Source organism: Algimonas porphyrae (assembly GCF_041429795.1).
Classification (GTDB): Bacteria; Pseudomonadota; Alphaproteobacteria; order Caulobacterales; family Maricaulaceae; genus Litorimonas; species Litorimonas porphyrae.
Map to the genome: position 1 here is coordinate 420,633 of NZ_CP163424.1, position 13,142 is coordinate 433,774.

A 13,142-nucleotide genomic window follows, 5' to 3' on the forward strand; every position below is an offset into this window, starting at 1 on the left:
CCCCTAGACGTCTGACGGTACGCCGGGCTGATCGCGCTCGACCAGAATGACGGAGCGGTAGACCGAATAGCTGGCCACAACGATGCTCCCGAGAATGATCAGCCAGAACGGCACATATGGCCCGAGGGCAAGATAGCCGAGCCCGATCAGGCCGAAAGTGGTCAGGTTGACGAACAGATTGAGCAGGACGGACCCTGCGCTCATCAGCTGCGCGCGAATTTTCGGCTCGGCCCGGCGTTGCGCCATGGCCTGTAACGGCACGACGAAGATACCGCTGGAAATGGACGCGCCGCATAGCATGAACAGGAAGATTGGCATGGCGGGGTCGGACAGAAAGGCGCTGGCCGGACCGAAATCTTCCGTGCCCGTATAGGCTGGAGCGGGAACAAGGATGAGGCCCAGCGTGAACAGGGTCACACCGATAATCCCGAGCGTTGTCAGTCGGACGGCTTCAGGGCCCCAGATTTTCATGTTTCCGACCGTGAAAACGATCAGCGACCCGAAAAGAATGCTGATGGTCGAACAGGCTAGCAGCACCTGCAAGGCCTGTTCGTTATAGCCCATTGTTTGGCCGACAAAATCGGGAAGGGTCGTCACGAAGACGGTGGACAGACCGTAAAACCAGCTAATGCCGAGCAATGGCCGCAGCACATCCAAGTGGCCGAAAGCTTTTTTCAGCACGCTGATCGTGGCTGTAACCGGTTCGTAATTAACCTTCAGCTCGGGCTGAGGCGCAGGGGCAGGCGGACAGGCTTCTGACGCGAACCAGCCGAGCAGCGCCATGGCGACTAGTATGGCTGAGATGACCACGGTCCCGAAGGACAGCACAAACAGACCGATGATCGTCGCCGCCAGAATGGTGGCGAACTGGAACCCGCTCATCAGCGCATTGCCCTTTATCAACTCCTTTTCAGTTAACCATTGCGGCAGAACGGCATTCTTGGTCGGTGAGAAAAAAGCGGACTGTGCGCCCATCAGGCCCAGGGCCACGGCCAGGATACGGACATCCATCAGATAGAAGCCAAGGGCCGCCAGCAACATGATCAGCAGCTCGGCGCGCTTGACCCAGCGGAAGATAATGCCGCGATCGACCTTATCCGCAATCTGTCCAGCAATGGCGCAAAGAAGAGTAAACGGCCCGGTGAAGATCAGGGCCGCGACCGGAACCCGCATCCCGCTCGGCAGGTCCGACAGAAACACAACTCCGCCAAACGTGATCAGCGCGATCAGCGCATTCTTCAGCACATTGTCGTTGAAGGTCCCGGCCTGGAAAAGGGTAAAGAGCGGCAGGAAACGCCGGGACCAGGTCAGGCCCGTCTGGGGGTGTCGGCTCATGGAAGTTCCCTCATGGGTTCGCCTTCTGTCGGTCCGCACGTGCTTGTGCAACAGGGTTGAGTTGCACCGTGCCGATATCGTCCGGGTTCAGTGCGCCCGGATCCTCATGATCCAGCATAGCGATGGAGCGGGTCTCGATCCGGTCCTGCAGGATGGCCATGAATTCATCCTTGCCGAGACCAGGTGGGATCGGGTCGAGAAATTCGACCTTGGCGTGACCGGGATGTTTGATCCAGTCCGACTGGTTCCAGCGCTGCCCCAGATTGGTCGCGACCGGCACGACCGGACAGTCAAACTCCTGCTGCAAGTGCCAGACACCCTTTTTATAGGGATGATGGCTGCCGACCTGGCTCAGATGACCTTCGGGATAGATCAGGATGCGCCGCCCCTGTTCACGCACGACTCGCGATGTTTCCGCCATGCGCGCCCGGGTCGCGGGCCCGCCGCAGCTTTCGACGACCACCGCATTCATCTTGGCCAGAATGACCTTGATCAGCCAGAATTTCTCCAGATGGTCGCCGGTGACGAAGGACAGATCGTCGAACTGATGAAACATGATGATGCCGTCACCATAGCTCTGATGCTTGGCGGCGATGATGACGGGGCCATCATGCGGCACGCGCTCGTGTCCGCTGACATCGACCGTGATCCCGGCAATCACCCGCATCCCCCAGCGGATCACCTTGGTGTAGCGCCGCAAACCGCCCATTAGCAGCGCCCGCCCCGGCACAAGGCTGAGGACCACGCCGACAAGGGCATAGAGCGCGGTCGCCGCGTAGAAGAACAGATTGAACAGGGTGGAGCGGACCATGAGGTCGGTTTGACTGCGCGGTCCAGACTTGTCCAGCTTTGCAATGGTCGTGAACGGCCTCTATGCGTGACAGAAATATACTTTGGGGGTCAAGGATATGAAGTCCGTGTTTCTAGGGCTGTTCACAGCTGTAATCGCCTTGTTCGCCTATCTGCTGCTCTGGCCGGTTCCCGTTGCCCCTGCCAGCTGGGACGCGCCGGAGGATCTTGGCTTTACAGGGATTTTCACGCCAAACACAGATCTGGCCGATTTGTCGATGATCGACCTGACACCTCATCATGGGGCAGAAGACGTCGTTGCCATGTCGGACGGACGACTTTTGGCTTCAACGCAGGACGGCTACATCCTGCTGATCGACCCCGCGCAGGAAACCGTAGACATGCTCGCGGAGACAGGTGGGGTTCCGCTCGGGCTAGAGATAGACACAACGACAGGCAGATTACTGGTTGCTGACGCCTATCGTGGTCTGCTCTCCGTCGGAATCGATGGGTCGGTTGAGGTTCTGACGGATAGGGTTGAGGGATCGCCCATACTCTATGCCGATGATCTGGACATTGCCGATGATGGTGTGATCTATTTTTCGGACGCGTCTACGAAGTTCGGCGCTGCGGCGAGCGCGTCGACGCTGGACGCCAGTTTGCTCGAAATACTCGAAGGCGTTGGGACGGGCCGTTTACTGGCCTATGATCCGACCTCTCAGGAGACCCGGATTGTCGCTGCGGGTCATGTCTTTGCCAATGGCGTCGCCATGGCGCCGGATGGTGATGTTCTCATGTTGGAGACAGGGCGCTATCGCTTGCTGAAGATCGATCCGGATACAGGCGACCAATCTGTCTTGATCGATAATTTGCCCGGCTTTCCCGACAATATCAATCATGGTCCCATCGTGGATGGGGTTGGTCCGACCTATTTCATCGGGCTCGCCAGTCCGCGAGCGGCTTTCCTGGACGGTAATAGCGATAAGCCTTGGCTACGCGCTTTGGCGATGCGAATGCCCAAGGCTTTTCAGCCCAAACCACAGGCCTACGGGGTGGTTTTCCAGATTGGTGCTGACGGCACGATATTGCGGACCTGGCAAGACCCGAATGGAGCCTACCCAACGACAACGGGTGCTGTTTTCGTTCGCTCCGAAACGCTTGGCGACCGTATATATATTACGGCACTACAGCCAACGACTCTCGGCTACCGCCCTTATCCCTAACCAAGGAACCTCTCATGTCCGACCGCGCTTACGAAATCATCGTCTACGGCTCCACGGGTTATACGGGCCGTCTCGTCGCCGAATATTTACACAATGAATATGGCGATGGACTCGCATGGGCGATGGCAGGCCGATCGCTGGACAAGCTCAAATCCGTACGAAGCGAAATGGGATTGCCTGATAGCGTCGATCTGATCGTGGCGGACGCGTCCGATGACGCTAGCCTCAAGGCCATGGCCGAAAGCGCCAACGCCATCATCACGACAGTCGGGCCTTACCAGCTTTACGGCGAGCCGCTGGTCAAGGCCTGTGCGGAGAGCGGGACCGACTATGTCGACCTGTGCGGAGAGCCGGCCTGGATGGTCGACATGATCGATCGTTACAGCGATGCAGCGGCCAAGAGCGGCGCGCGGATCGTGCATAGTTGCGGATTCGATTCCATTCCCTTCGATATGGGCGTCTACCTGTTGCAGCGCGAAGCCAAGGCGCAGCGCGGCAAGCCGTTCTCCAGAGTGCGGGGTCGCGTCCGCAAGATGCAGGGCACCTTCTCCGGCGGCACGGCAGCGTCAGGCATGGAGACGATGAAGCGTGCGCAGAAAGAGCCGCATATTCTCGGCTGGCTGAAGGACCCGTTCTCTCTGAGCGAAGGCTTTCAAGGCCCGAAACAACCAGCCGATCACAAGCCGGTCCATGATGAGGATCTGAACAGCTGGGCCGCCCCCTTCGTGATGGCGGTGATCAACACCAAGAATATCCACCGTTCAAACGCGCTGATGGGCCACGCCTATGGCGAAGACTTCACCTATGATGAGATGGTGATGACCGGCCCGGGCGAGCGCGGGGAAGCTGCTGCCAGCCATGTCGCCAAGCAGGATATGTTCGGCAAGAACCCGCCCAAGCCGGGCGAAGGTCCGACCAAGGAAGAGCGCGAAGCGGGCCATTACGACTTGGCATTTTACGGCGGGGAAGGCGACGACATGATGGTTGCCGTGGTCACTGGCGACAAGGATCCGGGCTATGGCTCCACATCGAAAATGATTTCGGAGGCCGCGCTCTGCCTGACGCGAGATGTCGACCGTGCGACAACGCCGGGTGGCGTCTACACTTCTGCGCCTGCCATGGGTAATGCGTTGATCGATCGGCTTGAAGCGCATGCCGGGCTGACATTCCGGATGGAGTCCTGATCCGCTACGAAGCCTGATGTCGCTGAGGCGACGCCAGTCCTAATGCGTAACACGCACCGTGTCGGGCAGGCCGTCACGGATGATCTGCGCCATGCGCTGCGCCAGAACCCGGCGTGGGTCGCTGCGCCTCAGCGTCAGATTGATGGCGCGCGACGCGCCCGCATCATCCAGCGTGCGGGCTCTCAGCGCCGAATCGTCAGCCAGATTGGTCATGGCGAGAGCGGGCACCAGCGTAATCCCCTGACCTTGGGCGACCAGATTGATCAGCGTCTCCAGCGATGTCGCCTGCAGGGAGCGTTCCGTGCGGGGCGCATCGCAAATGGCCAGCGCCTGATCGCGGAAACAATGGCCCTCGGTCAGCAGCAGCATGTCGTCGGCATCGATGTCGGCCAGGTCCAGATGCGACAGACCGGACAGATCATGGTCTTTGGGGACCAGCAGGCTGAACGGTTCGGTATAGAGCGGAAGGGCTTCCAGACGGTCTGATTCCGGTGGCGTAGCCAGGATTGCGGCGTCCAGCGTTCCGGCTTCCAGGTCCCGGTTCAGCCGTTCGGTAATGTCTTCGCGGTAGATCACGGTGAGGTCGGGCAAAGCGTCTCGCAGTCGCGCCACGAAGCGCGGGATCAGATAGGGCGCGATCGTCGGGATCAGGCCGAGGCGGAATTCCCCGGCAAACGGGTCCTGCGCCGCTTGCGCGATCCGACGGATTTCGGTCGCCGCGCGCATGGCGATGCGCGCCTGTGCCGCCACGGCTCGCCCGGCGGCCGTCGGACGCGCCCCGCCCCGTCCGCGCTCGAACAGTTGCACGCCCAGTTCGTCTTCCAACTTGCGGATCTGTCCCGACAATGTGGGCTGCGACACATTGCAGGCTCGCGCGGCACGCCCGAAATGCCCCAGCTCGGCAACGGACAGCACATAATCGAGATCACGCAAATTCATGACAACAGCCTATCCGCCTCAGGCTCGGCAAGAGCAAGGGGCGTTGCAGTTCCCACCGCGCGTCAGAGCGCAAAGAAAAAGCCCGCCTTATGGCGGGCTTTGGTGTTCGGCGAACCGGCGATCAGGCGTCTAGTTCAGACCCTCTTCCTGGGCGCGGCGCATCATTTCATTCCGGTACATGCTGGCAAAGTCCGGCATGTCGATCAGGACGGGCATGTGTCCGCCTTCCTGCGTCATGTCGGCCAGGATCTTGCGGGCATAGGGGAAGATGATGCGCGGGCATTCGATCATCATCAGCGGCTGGATCTGCTCCATGCCGACATTCTGAATGGCGAACAGTCCTGCATAATCCAGCTCGGCGATGAAAACGGTCTTGCCATCGCGCGTGGCATGCGCCTTCATCAGGATGCTGATCTCGACGGTATTATCGGCGGACACGTTGCGGCCCAGACGCAGATCGATGGAAATTTCGGGACGTGACAGGTTCGGGCTGAGCGAGGCCGGGGCATCCGGATTCTCGAAACTCATATCCTTGGTATATTGGGCCAGAACGCGCAGCAGCGGTTCGCCTTCGCTGACGGGCTCGCCTTGGGCGGGCGTGCCGTCCGTCGCCGCTGTCTCTGTCGTTTCAGGAGCATCGGGGCCGGGTGTGCCATCATCGAGCGTTATGTTCAGATCCGAAGCTGTCGCAGCCTGGCTCTTTGGGGTTCCGTCTGTTGCGGGCGTTGCATCGTCGTCGCTTTTTTCAGGCGTCTTGGGCGTTTTGGCCATGGGGCATTCTCCATTTGGATCTGTTGCGGCCCCCGTCAGCACCTGATTGACGGTCCGTCCGGGGCATATCTGTTGGCGCGCCCGCTATCACGGGGCGGAAGCTGCGCGCAACGCCCATATGTATGCTTTCAAATACGCCCAGCCTGCTTATATACCCCCTATGTTCGAAGTTGTCCTCTACGCCGCCATCGCCGCCATCGTCTGCGTGGCTTTCTATTCCGTTCTGGGCAAATCTGTCGGACGGGGCGAAGACGACAAGCTCGATATGGATGAGGCGTTCGGCTCGACATCGTCGTCGCGTGCAGGCGTAGTGGCTCCCCTCCTGGATGACGAGCCGTCGGAACTTGACGACGAAACCGGTCTGGGCGCGATTGCGCGCGCCGAACCCGGCTTTTCGCCCGCACAATTCGTCGATGGGGCCAAGACGGTCTATTCCATGATTCTGGAAGCCTTTGCTTCGGGTGATCGGGACACGCTGCGCGATCTGCTGACGCCCGATGTTTATACGGTCTATGACGCCGCCATATCCGAGCGTGAAGAAAAAAGCCTGACGCAAGTTACCGATCTGGGCCGGCTCCGCACTACGCAGATCAAGAATGCCCGCATCGAAGACGGTATCGCTTTCATCCGTGTTCTCTACGAAGCAGATATCGCCTCTGCTCTGCGCGACGCTGACGGAGACCTGGTCGAGGGTGATCCGGACACGCTGGCCTCTATTTCCGAATATTGGACCTTTGAACGCATGATCGGGTCCGATGATCCGACCTGGCGTCTGTCCGATGTCGAGCCATCAGAGGGCGATGCGCTGCCGGCGGATCCGACCCCCGACACGAAAGACTGATTGTGGGCAGGCTCCGCCCGGGGCTATTCGAACAAGGCCGGGCGCTCGGCCTCGTCCTCGCGGCGCTCTGGCTGAGTGCCTGCGCAACGACCCGCAATGACGCCCCGCCGCCGGACGGTCCGTCCGTCGCCGTTCCGGACATCGTCGCCACGCCGATCCTTGATCCTGAGCCCGATTCTGGCCCAGGTTTTGAGCCCATGCCAAAGTCGGCCCCACCCCCGCCAGCGCCCAAAGACCCGCCGGACGAGGCACTGATCATTGCGCCGAGCGCCTTTGGGCGCCTGGCCGGATGGAAAGACGCCGATCATACAACGGCTCTGGCCGCGTTTCGTCGGTCTTGCAAATCCATGCTGGCGGCCGATCCGGATGCATGGCTGAACCCCAATCTGCCGCAATATGGCCGCTACCGCGACTGGGAAGCGCCGTGCGAGGCTGCACTTCGCGCGACCCATGCGCGGCCCTTTTTCGAAAGCCTGTTCGCCCCGATCAACCTGTCCGTCCGGGACGGCGATGAGGGGCTCCTGACCGGCTATTACGAACCTGAGGTCGAGGTGCGGATCGCCGCCGATGCGGTGTTCTCCGAACCCATTCTGGCGCTGCCGGACACAGACACGGTTCGCCGTCTGCCCCGCGCCAGACTGTCCGCAAGGAGCGCGCGGGTGATCGCCTACGGGCGACCGATCGACGTGTTCTTCCTGCAGGTCCAGGGCTCTGGGCGCCTCCGATATGCAGATGGCCGTATTGTGCGCGCGGGCTATGCCGGCAATAATGGCCGTGCCTATACGTCGATCGGACGCATACTCATTCGACGCGGCGAATTGACACGCGAACAGTCGGCCAAACGCAATATCGAAGCGTGGATGGAGGCTGCCGGACCCGAAAAGGCCCGGGCGCTGATGAATGAAAACAAGCGCTACATCTTCTTTCAGGAACAATCGCTCAGTCCCGAACAGGGGCCGATCGGCGCGATGCAGGTCCCGCTGACGGCCATGGGTTCGATGGCCGTCGATCCGCGCTATCACCCTTATGGGACGCTGGCCTGGCTCGACACACGTCTGCCGCAAGCGGCGCGCGACTATCGCGGTGCCCCGACTCGTCTGCTGGTCAGCCTGCAAGACACAGGCAGTGCGATCCGCGGTCCCTTGCGGGGCGATCTGTTTTTCGGCTCCGGCAGTCAGGCCGGGGCGCGCGCCGGTGTGATGAAGCATCCGGTCCGCTGGACCGTGTTGCTGCCCAAAGCGCTGGCCCCTCTGCCGCCACCCCATCCGAAAGTGCCCGAAGTGTGAACCGCCCGCTGGACCCGTCTGAGCGGATCGTCTGGAACCGGGTGGCCCGCACCGTCACGCCGCGCCGCCGTCCGCACGGTAAGGGCGCGGCCAAACCCCGCCTCAACCCGACCCGGGAAGATTTCGGAGCGATGATGCGGCTGCCGCCGCTCAGCCCCAGATCTGATAAGCCGGTCGCAGGGCCCGTCCCGCAATCGGCCGACCGTCTGGTCCGGCGCGGCAGGGTCGGAATCGATGCCCGGCTGGACCTGCACGGCATGACGCAGGCGGAAGCCTTACGAAGCCTGTCGACGGCCCTGTTCCGGTCTGCAAAGCGCGGAGAACGATGCCTCCTGGTCATTACGGGCAAAGGGCTGCAGGGTGAAGGCGTCCTGCGGCAGCAATTGCCGTCCTGGCTGGCCAGGCCCGATCTGCGCCCGCTGATCGCGACCTATGCGCAGGCCCATGCGCGCCATGGCGGGTCCGGAGCCTGGTATATTTTCTTGCGGAGTTCATGAATGATGCGTCACCCTCTCATCCTAATGGCCGGCTTGGCTATAATGGCCTGTTCGCCGACCCCGCCTGGCGCGTCGCAAACCGTAACGACGGACAGCGCAGCGCCGGATTACCGCGCGACCGATCTCGTTGCCCGGACGCTGCCGGACCTGTCAGACGCGCTCCTGTCCGGCGAGACAAGCTCGCAGGCGTTGACTCAAGCCTATCTAGACCGGATCGAGGCGGTGGACCGGACCGGTCCACGCCTGCAATCCGTCCTGGCGCTCAACCCGGACGCGCTGGCGCAGGCTCAGGCAGCCGATGCGCGCCATGCGTCCGGTGCGGCCCGCGGCCCGCTCGACGGCGTGCCGGTCCTGCTCAAGGACAATATCGAAACGCGCGACCCGGTCGCGACCACGGCTGGCTCATACGCACTGGCTGACAATGTGACGGGCCGTGACAGCCCGCTTGTGGCCGGGCTCCGCGCGCAAGGCGCCGTCATTCTCGGCAAAACCAACCTCAGCCAGTGGGCGAATTTCCGGTCCGAAAACTCCGTCTCCGGCTGGTCGGCACTGGGCGGTCAGGTGCGCAACCCACATATGCTGGATCGCAGCCCGTGTGGCAGCTCGTCCGGGTCGGGCGCGGCCATTGCGGCCAGCCTCGCCGCAGGCGCGGTCGGGACGGAAACCAACGGTTCGATCATCTGCCCAGCCCAGGTCAACGGCATTGTCGGCTTCAAGCCGACCGTCGGTGTCATCGCCCAAGAGTATATCGTGCCCATCTCAAGCTCGCAGGACACAGCCGGGCCGATGACCAAGACGGTGCGCGGGGCGGCTCTGATGATGGATGCCATGGCGACTGATGGATCCGCCGGATATACGGCGGCGCTGGACGCTGACTGCCTGCAGGGCGTGCGCGTCGGCGTCTTGCGCTTCGCGCAGGGGAATGAAGACATTCAATCGCGTTTCAATGCGGGGCTCGATGCCATGGAAGCGGCGGGCGCCGAACTGGTCGCGATCGAAGACTTCACCCCGGAGGGCGATAATTTCTGGGGCGATTCCTACGCCGTGCTGCAATGGGAATTTAAGGCGACGCTGGATGATTATCTGGCGAACAGTCCCGGTGACATTCCGGTTCGCTCTCTGGAAGCGCTGATCGCATTCAATCAGGCGGAGCCCCGCGAAATGGCCGTCTTCGATCAAAGCATTATGGACATGTCGCAGGCCCGTTCAGGGCTGGATGACCCGGATTATTTGGCGGCGCGCGATACTGTCCGCCGCGCCGCAGGCGAACGCGGCATTGATGCCCTCATGGCTGACTATGATGTCGATATACTGGTCAGCCCGTCTGGTCCGCTTTCCTCCCGCGTCGATCCAATCAATGGCGATACCTGGCCCGATTGGGCTGGGGCGGGCTATCTCGCCGCCATCGCCGGCTATCCCCATGTGACGGTGCCGATGGGCACAGTTCACGCCGTCCCGCTCGGCTTTTCCATCATGGGCACCGCGGGGCAGGACAAGCAGGTTCTCAGCTACGCCTACGCGCTGGAACAGGCGACACAGGCGCGCGCGGAGCCGGGCTATCTCCCGGATGCCTATGCGGCGGAGGATTTGAAGGCGGCACTGGAGCCAGGGCGGTAATCACCCCGGCTTTCAGCGTTCTTGCTGTCAAGGGTCTAGGCTCTTTCGCAATCGAAGGATTGCAGCATCAGACCGCCGCCATAATCCGTCTGACCCGTTTGGGTCAGCCGGAGATTTGCGCCCCGCTCGCCGAATAACCGCGTGCCCCCGCCAAGCAGTATCGGCGCACGTTTGAGAAACAAGCGATCAATCAGTCCGGCCTCGGCCAGGCTTGCGGCCAGCGCACCGCCGCCGCACAGATAGATGTTGCCGTCGGTTTCCGCTTTAAGACGGCGCACATAGTCAACGCTCTCGTCGCGGACAATCACGACATCCGGATCCGGCGGCAGGTCGATGCGGCGCGACAGAATGGTGGACCGCATCTGCGGGTAGGGATTGGCTCCGGGTTGAAGGCCGAACGCATACCCGAATTCATAGGTCGCCCGGCCCATTAGGGCGACGGCATAGCCGTCGAGGCGGTGGACGTAATCGTCAACGATCTGGCCTGAATGCGGAAACGCGGAAATGTCTCCGTCAGGTCCGGAAATATAGCCGTCAATCGACACGGCCACGTCGTAAATCAAATGAGACATGGAGGATCCTTGCTCGCGATCTACGCGAGACTTGAAAAGCGGATAGGATGGTCGCGAACGCGAGCAGGGCGAGGCTTTTCACTAAAGGATCATGGGCAGGGCACTCCTGAGGGTATTGACGCTTTTTGGGTGATGATAGAGCTCGGTATTAACCCTAGTCTCGTGCCCGCTCAGGCCGACTTGATCGGCCTGTCCATCACCCGACACTTTCAGCTAGCTGAGGCGGTAGGAGATGGGCCCGCTGATCAAGTCGGCGGGAGCGGAGAACTTTGTGTTTTCTAATCCACAGCGGAGTGTCGCACAGGTCTTGTAGAATCTATCCAGTCGAGGAATCTTCGACTCGCCGAATTTTGTATTCGGAATGAAACGCGGGGAGACGCTAAGGATTGGCGTCATCAACGTCTCCCCTTTTTGAAACCAATATGAGTGGTTTCAGTGCAAGCGACATAGCTGCGTGCTGAGGCTCTCTCAACCCGAATAGGGGGCCTAATTATGGCAAAATCTTTCTCTTCCACAGCAGATGCTGAACAAGCTGTTTATAAGTGCCTAGAAGGTGTGGTGTCTGTTCACGACATCACATCCAAGTTTTCGGTCAACACTTATAGATTATATGAAGCTGTTGATGGCGAAACCTTTGTAGGGGCAAGGGAACGAGCGCTGGAAAGATTGGCCGCAGAAAACCCTAAGGCTTTTTCGGCTTTACCGAAAGCAGGCAAACTCCGGCGTGGCGTATTTGGCAAGCCGATTGACCCATTGCCGCTGTTTGAATGATCACAAAATAAACTTCGACAGATCCTGATCCTTGGCCAGTTCGCCGACTGTGCCTTTCACATAGTCCGCGTCGATTTTCACAGTTTCGCCGTCGCGGTCCGTGGCGGTGAAGCTGATGTCGTCGAGCAGTCGTTCCATGACGGTGTGGAGGCGGCGGGCACCGATATTTTCAACGCTGCCGTTCACCTGTGCGCTGATCTTGGCGATCTCTGCGATGGCGTCGTCGGTGAAGTCGAGCGTTACGCCTTCGGTCGCCATCAGGGCAGTATATTGAGTGATGAGCGACGCTTCGGGCTCGGTCAGGATGCGCACGAAATCCGTTTCCGTCAGGGCGCGAAGCTCGACCCGGATCGGCAGGCGGCCCTGCAGTTCGGGCAGCAGGTCGGATGGCTTGGCGACGTGGAAGGCGCCTGAGCTGATGAACAGAATGTGGTCTGTCTTGACCGGGCCATATTTGGTCGAGACGGTGGTGCCCTCGATCAGGGGCAGCAGGTCGCGTTGTACGCCTTCGCGGGAGACATCACCGCCGCGCGTGTCGGAGCGGGTCGTTATCTTGTCAATTTCATCAAGGAAGACGATACCGTCTTCCTGCGCCAGTTCGACCGCCTCGCGTTTGACGCTGTCATCATCGATCAGCTTGTCGGCTTCCTCGGACAGCAGCGGCGCATAGGCGTCCCGCACCTTGAGCGTCACGGTCTTGGTCTTCCCCATCTTGCCGAACATGGCCGACAGGTCGATCATCCCCATACCCGCGCCGGGCTGGCCCGGGATTTCCATGCTCTGAAACGGCGAGGCCGTGTCGGCCAGGTCCAGCTCGACCTCGACATCGTCCAGCTCGCCGGCACGCAGTTTGCGGCGAAAGCTCTCCCGGGTGCCGTCGCGCGCATTGTCGCCTGCCAGCGCGTCGATAATCCGGTTTTCTGCTGCCGCCTCGGCCTGTGCCGTGACGAGCCCACGCTTTTCTTCACGCAGCAGCGTAATCGAGGCTTCGACCAGGTCGCGGATAATCTGTTCCACATCGCGGCCGACATAGCCGACTTCGGTGAATTTGGTGGCTTCGACTTTGAGGAAAGGCGCGCGGGCGAGTTTGGCGAGACGGCGGGAAATCTCGGTTTTGCCGACGCCGGTCGGGCCGATCATCAGAATGTTCTTCGGCGTCACTTCGGCGCGTAAGGTGTCATCCAGCTGCTTGCGACGCCAGCGATTGCGCAGGGCAATGGCGACGGCGCGCTTGGCATCGCTTTGGGCGACAATGTGCCGGTCGAGCTCGGACACGATCTCGCGCGGGGTAAAGGCGGAAGCATAATCTGTCATGTC

Annotated in this window: 13 protein-coding genes; 7 read left to right on the plus strand and 6 right to left on the minus strand. The window is 61.0% G+C overall.

What is annotated here, in order from left to right; all coding sequences use genetic code 11:
* Positions 1–3: 3 nt before the first annotated feature.
* On the minus strand, positions 4–1,335 hold the full coding sequence (locus tag AB6B39_RS02125; RefSeq protein WP_284371364.1) for an MFS transporter: 1,332 nt from the start codon (positions 1,333–1,335) through the stop codon (positions 4–6).
* A gap of 10 nt (positions 1,336–1,345) precedes the next feature.
* On the minus strand, positions 1,346–2,146 hold the full coding sequence (locus AB6B39_RS02130; RefSeq protein ID WP_284371365.1) for a lysophospholipid acyltransferase family protein: 801 nt from the start codon (positions 2,144–2,146) through the stop codon (positions 1,346–1,348).
* Positions 2,147–2,243: 97 nt separating this feature from the next.
* Between AB6B39_RS02130 and AB6B39_RS02135 the strand changes: the two genes are divergently transcribed.
* Together AB6B39_RS02135 and AB6B39_RS02140 are read left to right on the plus strand one after the other, a co-directional pair.
* On the plus strand, positions 2,244–3,347 hold the full coding sequence (locus AB6B39_RS02135; RefSeq protein ID WP_284371366.1) for an SMP-30/gluconolactonase/LRE family protein: 1,104 nt from the start codon (positions 2,244–2,246) through the stop codon (positions 3,345–3,347).
* A gap of 14 nt (positions 3,348–3,361) precedes the next feature.
* Positions 3,362–4,531, plus strand: coding sequence for a saccharopine dehydrogenase family protein (locus AB6B39_RS02140; RefSeq protein ID WP_284371367.1), 1,170 nt, complete (start codon positions 3,362–3,364; stop codon positions 4,529–4,531).
* Positions 4,532–4,570: 39 nt separating this feature from the next.
* On the opposite strand, the gene AB6B39_RS02145 is transcribed toward AB6B39_RS02140, so the two are convergent.
* Together AB6B39_RS02145 and secB are read right to left on the minus strand one after the other, a co-directional pair.
* Positions 4,571–5,470, minus strand: a complete 900-nt coding sequence (locus AB6B39_RS02145) for a LysR substrate-binding domain-containing protein (protein WP_284371368.1) — start codon at positions 5,468–5,470, stop codon at positions 4,571–4,573.
* A gap of 129 nt (positions 5,471–5,599) precedes the next feature.
* Positions 5,600–6,241: a protein-export chaperone SecB gene (gene secB / locus AB6B39_RS02150; protein WP_284371369.1), complete on the minus strand. Its 642-nt coding sequence runs from the start codon at positions 6,239–6,241 to the stop codon at positions 5,600–5,602.
* A gap of 160 nt (positions 6,242–6,401) precedes the next feature.
* On the opposite strand from secB, the gene AB6B39_RS02155 reads away from it, so the two are divergent.
* Genes AB6B39_RS02155 through AB6B39_RS02170 form a run of 4 tightly spaced genes read left to right on the plus strand, consistent with a single transcriptional unit; the run spans position 6,402 to position 10,482 of the window.
* Positions 6,402–7,082: a Tim44/TimA family putative adaptor protein gene (locus tag AB6B39_RS02155; protein WP_284371370.1), complete on the plus strand. Its 681-nt coding sequence runs from the start codon at positions 6,402–6,404 to the stop codon at positions 7,080–7,082.
* Between the two features lie 2 nt (positions 7,083–7,084).
* Complete coding sequence (locus AB6B39_RS02160; RefSeq protein WP_284371371.1) at positions 7,085–8,368, plus strand: murein transglycosylase A; 1,284 nt, start codon at positions 7,085–7,087, stop codon at positions 8,366–8,368.
* Positions 8,365–8,865, plus strand: a complete 501-nt coding sequence (locus AB6B39_RS02165) for a Smr/MutS family protein (RefSeq protein ID WP_284371372.1) — start codon at positions 8,365–8,367, stop codon at positions 8,863–8,865. The genes AB6B39_RS02160 and AB6B39_RS02165 overlap by 4 nt, the downstream gene beginning before the upstream one ends.
* Positions 8,866–10,482 carry an amidase gene (locus AB6B39_RS02170; protein WP_284371373.1) on the plus strand — a complete coding sequence of 539 codons (1,617 nt, stop codon included), beginning with the start codon at positions 8,866–8,868 and terminating at the stop codon, positions 10,480–10,482.
* Positions 10,483–10,517: 35 nt separating this feature from the next.
* On the opposite strand, the gene AB6B39_RS02175 is transcribed toward AB6B39_RS02170, so the two are convergent.
* On the minus strand, positions 10,518–11,054 hold the full coding sequence (locus AB6B39_RS02175; RefSeq protein ID WP_284371374.1) for a dihydrofolate reductase family protein: 537 nt from the start codon (positions 11,052–11,054) through the stop codon (positions 10,518–10,520).
* Between the two features lie 492 nt (positions 11,055–11,546).
* Here AB6B39_RS02175 and AB6B39_RS02180 point away from each other — a divergent pair, with 492 nt between their 5' ends.
* Positions 11,547–11,825 (plus strand): hypothetical protein, encoded by a 279-nt coding sequence (locus tag AB6B39_RS02180; protein ID WP_284371375.1) that lies wholly within the window; start codon positions 11,547–11,549, stop codon positions 11,823–11,825.
* Here the strand turns inward: AB6B39_RS02180 and hslU are convergent, their stop codons facing one another.
* Positions 11,826–13,139, minus strand: a complete 1,314-nt coding sequence (gene hslU, locus AB6B39_RS02185; protein WP_284371376.1) for an ATP-dependent protease ATPase subunit HslU — start codon at positions 13,137–13,139, stop codon at positions 11,826–11,828.
* Between the last annotated feature and the right edge of the window lie 3 nt (positions 13,140–13,142).

Excerpts from the sequence above, each read along its gene's own strand:
- AB6B39_RS02125 (WP_284371364.1), bottom strand. The coding sequence starts at position 1,335 with ATGAGCCGACACCCCCAGACGGGCCTGACCTGGTCCCGGCGTTTCCTG.
- AB6B39_RS02130 (WP_284371365.1), bottom strand. The coding sequence starts at position 2,146 with ATGGTCCGCTCCACCCTGTTCAATCTGTTCTTCTACGCGGCGACCGCG.
- AB6B39_RS02135 (WP_284371366.1), top strand. The coding sequence starts at position 2,244 with ATGAAGTCCGTGTTTCTAGGGCTGTTCACAGCTGTAATCGCCTTGTTC.
- AB6B39_RS02140 (WP_284371367.1), top strand. The coding sequence starts at position 3,362 with ATGTCCGACCGCGCTTACGAAATCATCGTCTACGGCTCCACGGGTTAT.
- AB6B39_RS02145 (WP_284371368.1), bottom strand. The coding sequence starts at position 5,470 with ATGAATTTGCGTGATCTCGATTATGTGCTGTCCGTTGCCGAGCTGGGG.
- secB (WP_284371369.1), bottom strand. The coding sequence starts at position 6,241 with ATGGCCAAAACGCCCAAGACGCCTGAAAAAAGCGACGACGATGCAACG.
- AB6B39_RS02155 (WP_284371370.1), top strand. The coding sequence starts at position 6,402 with ATGTTCGAAGTTGTCCTCTACGCCGCCATCGCCGCCATCGTCTGCGTG.
- AB6B39_RS02170 (WP_284371373.1), top strand. The coding sequence starts at position 8,866 with ATGATGCGTCACCCTCTCATCCTAATGGCCGGCTTGGCTATAATGGCC.
- AB6B39_RS02175 (WP_284371374.1), bottom strand. The coding sequence starts at position 11,054 with ATGTCTCATTTGATTTACGACGTGGCCGTGTCGATTGACGGCTATATT.
- AB6B39_RS02180 (WP_284371375.1), top strand. The coding sequence starts at position 11,547 with ATGGCAAAATCTTTCTCTTCCACAGCAGATGCTGAACAAGCTGTTTAT.
- hslU (WP_284371376.1), bottom strand. The coding sequence starts at position 13,139 with ATGACAGATTATGCTTCCGCCTTTACCCCGCGCGAGATCGTGTCCGAG.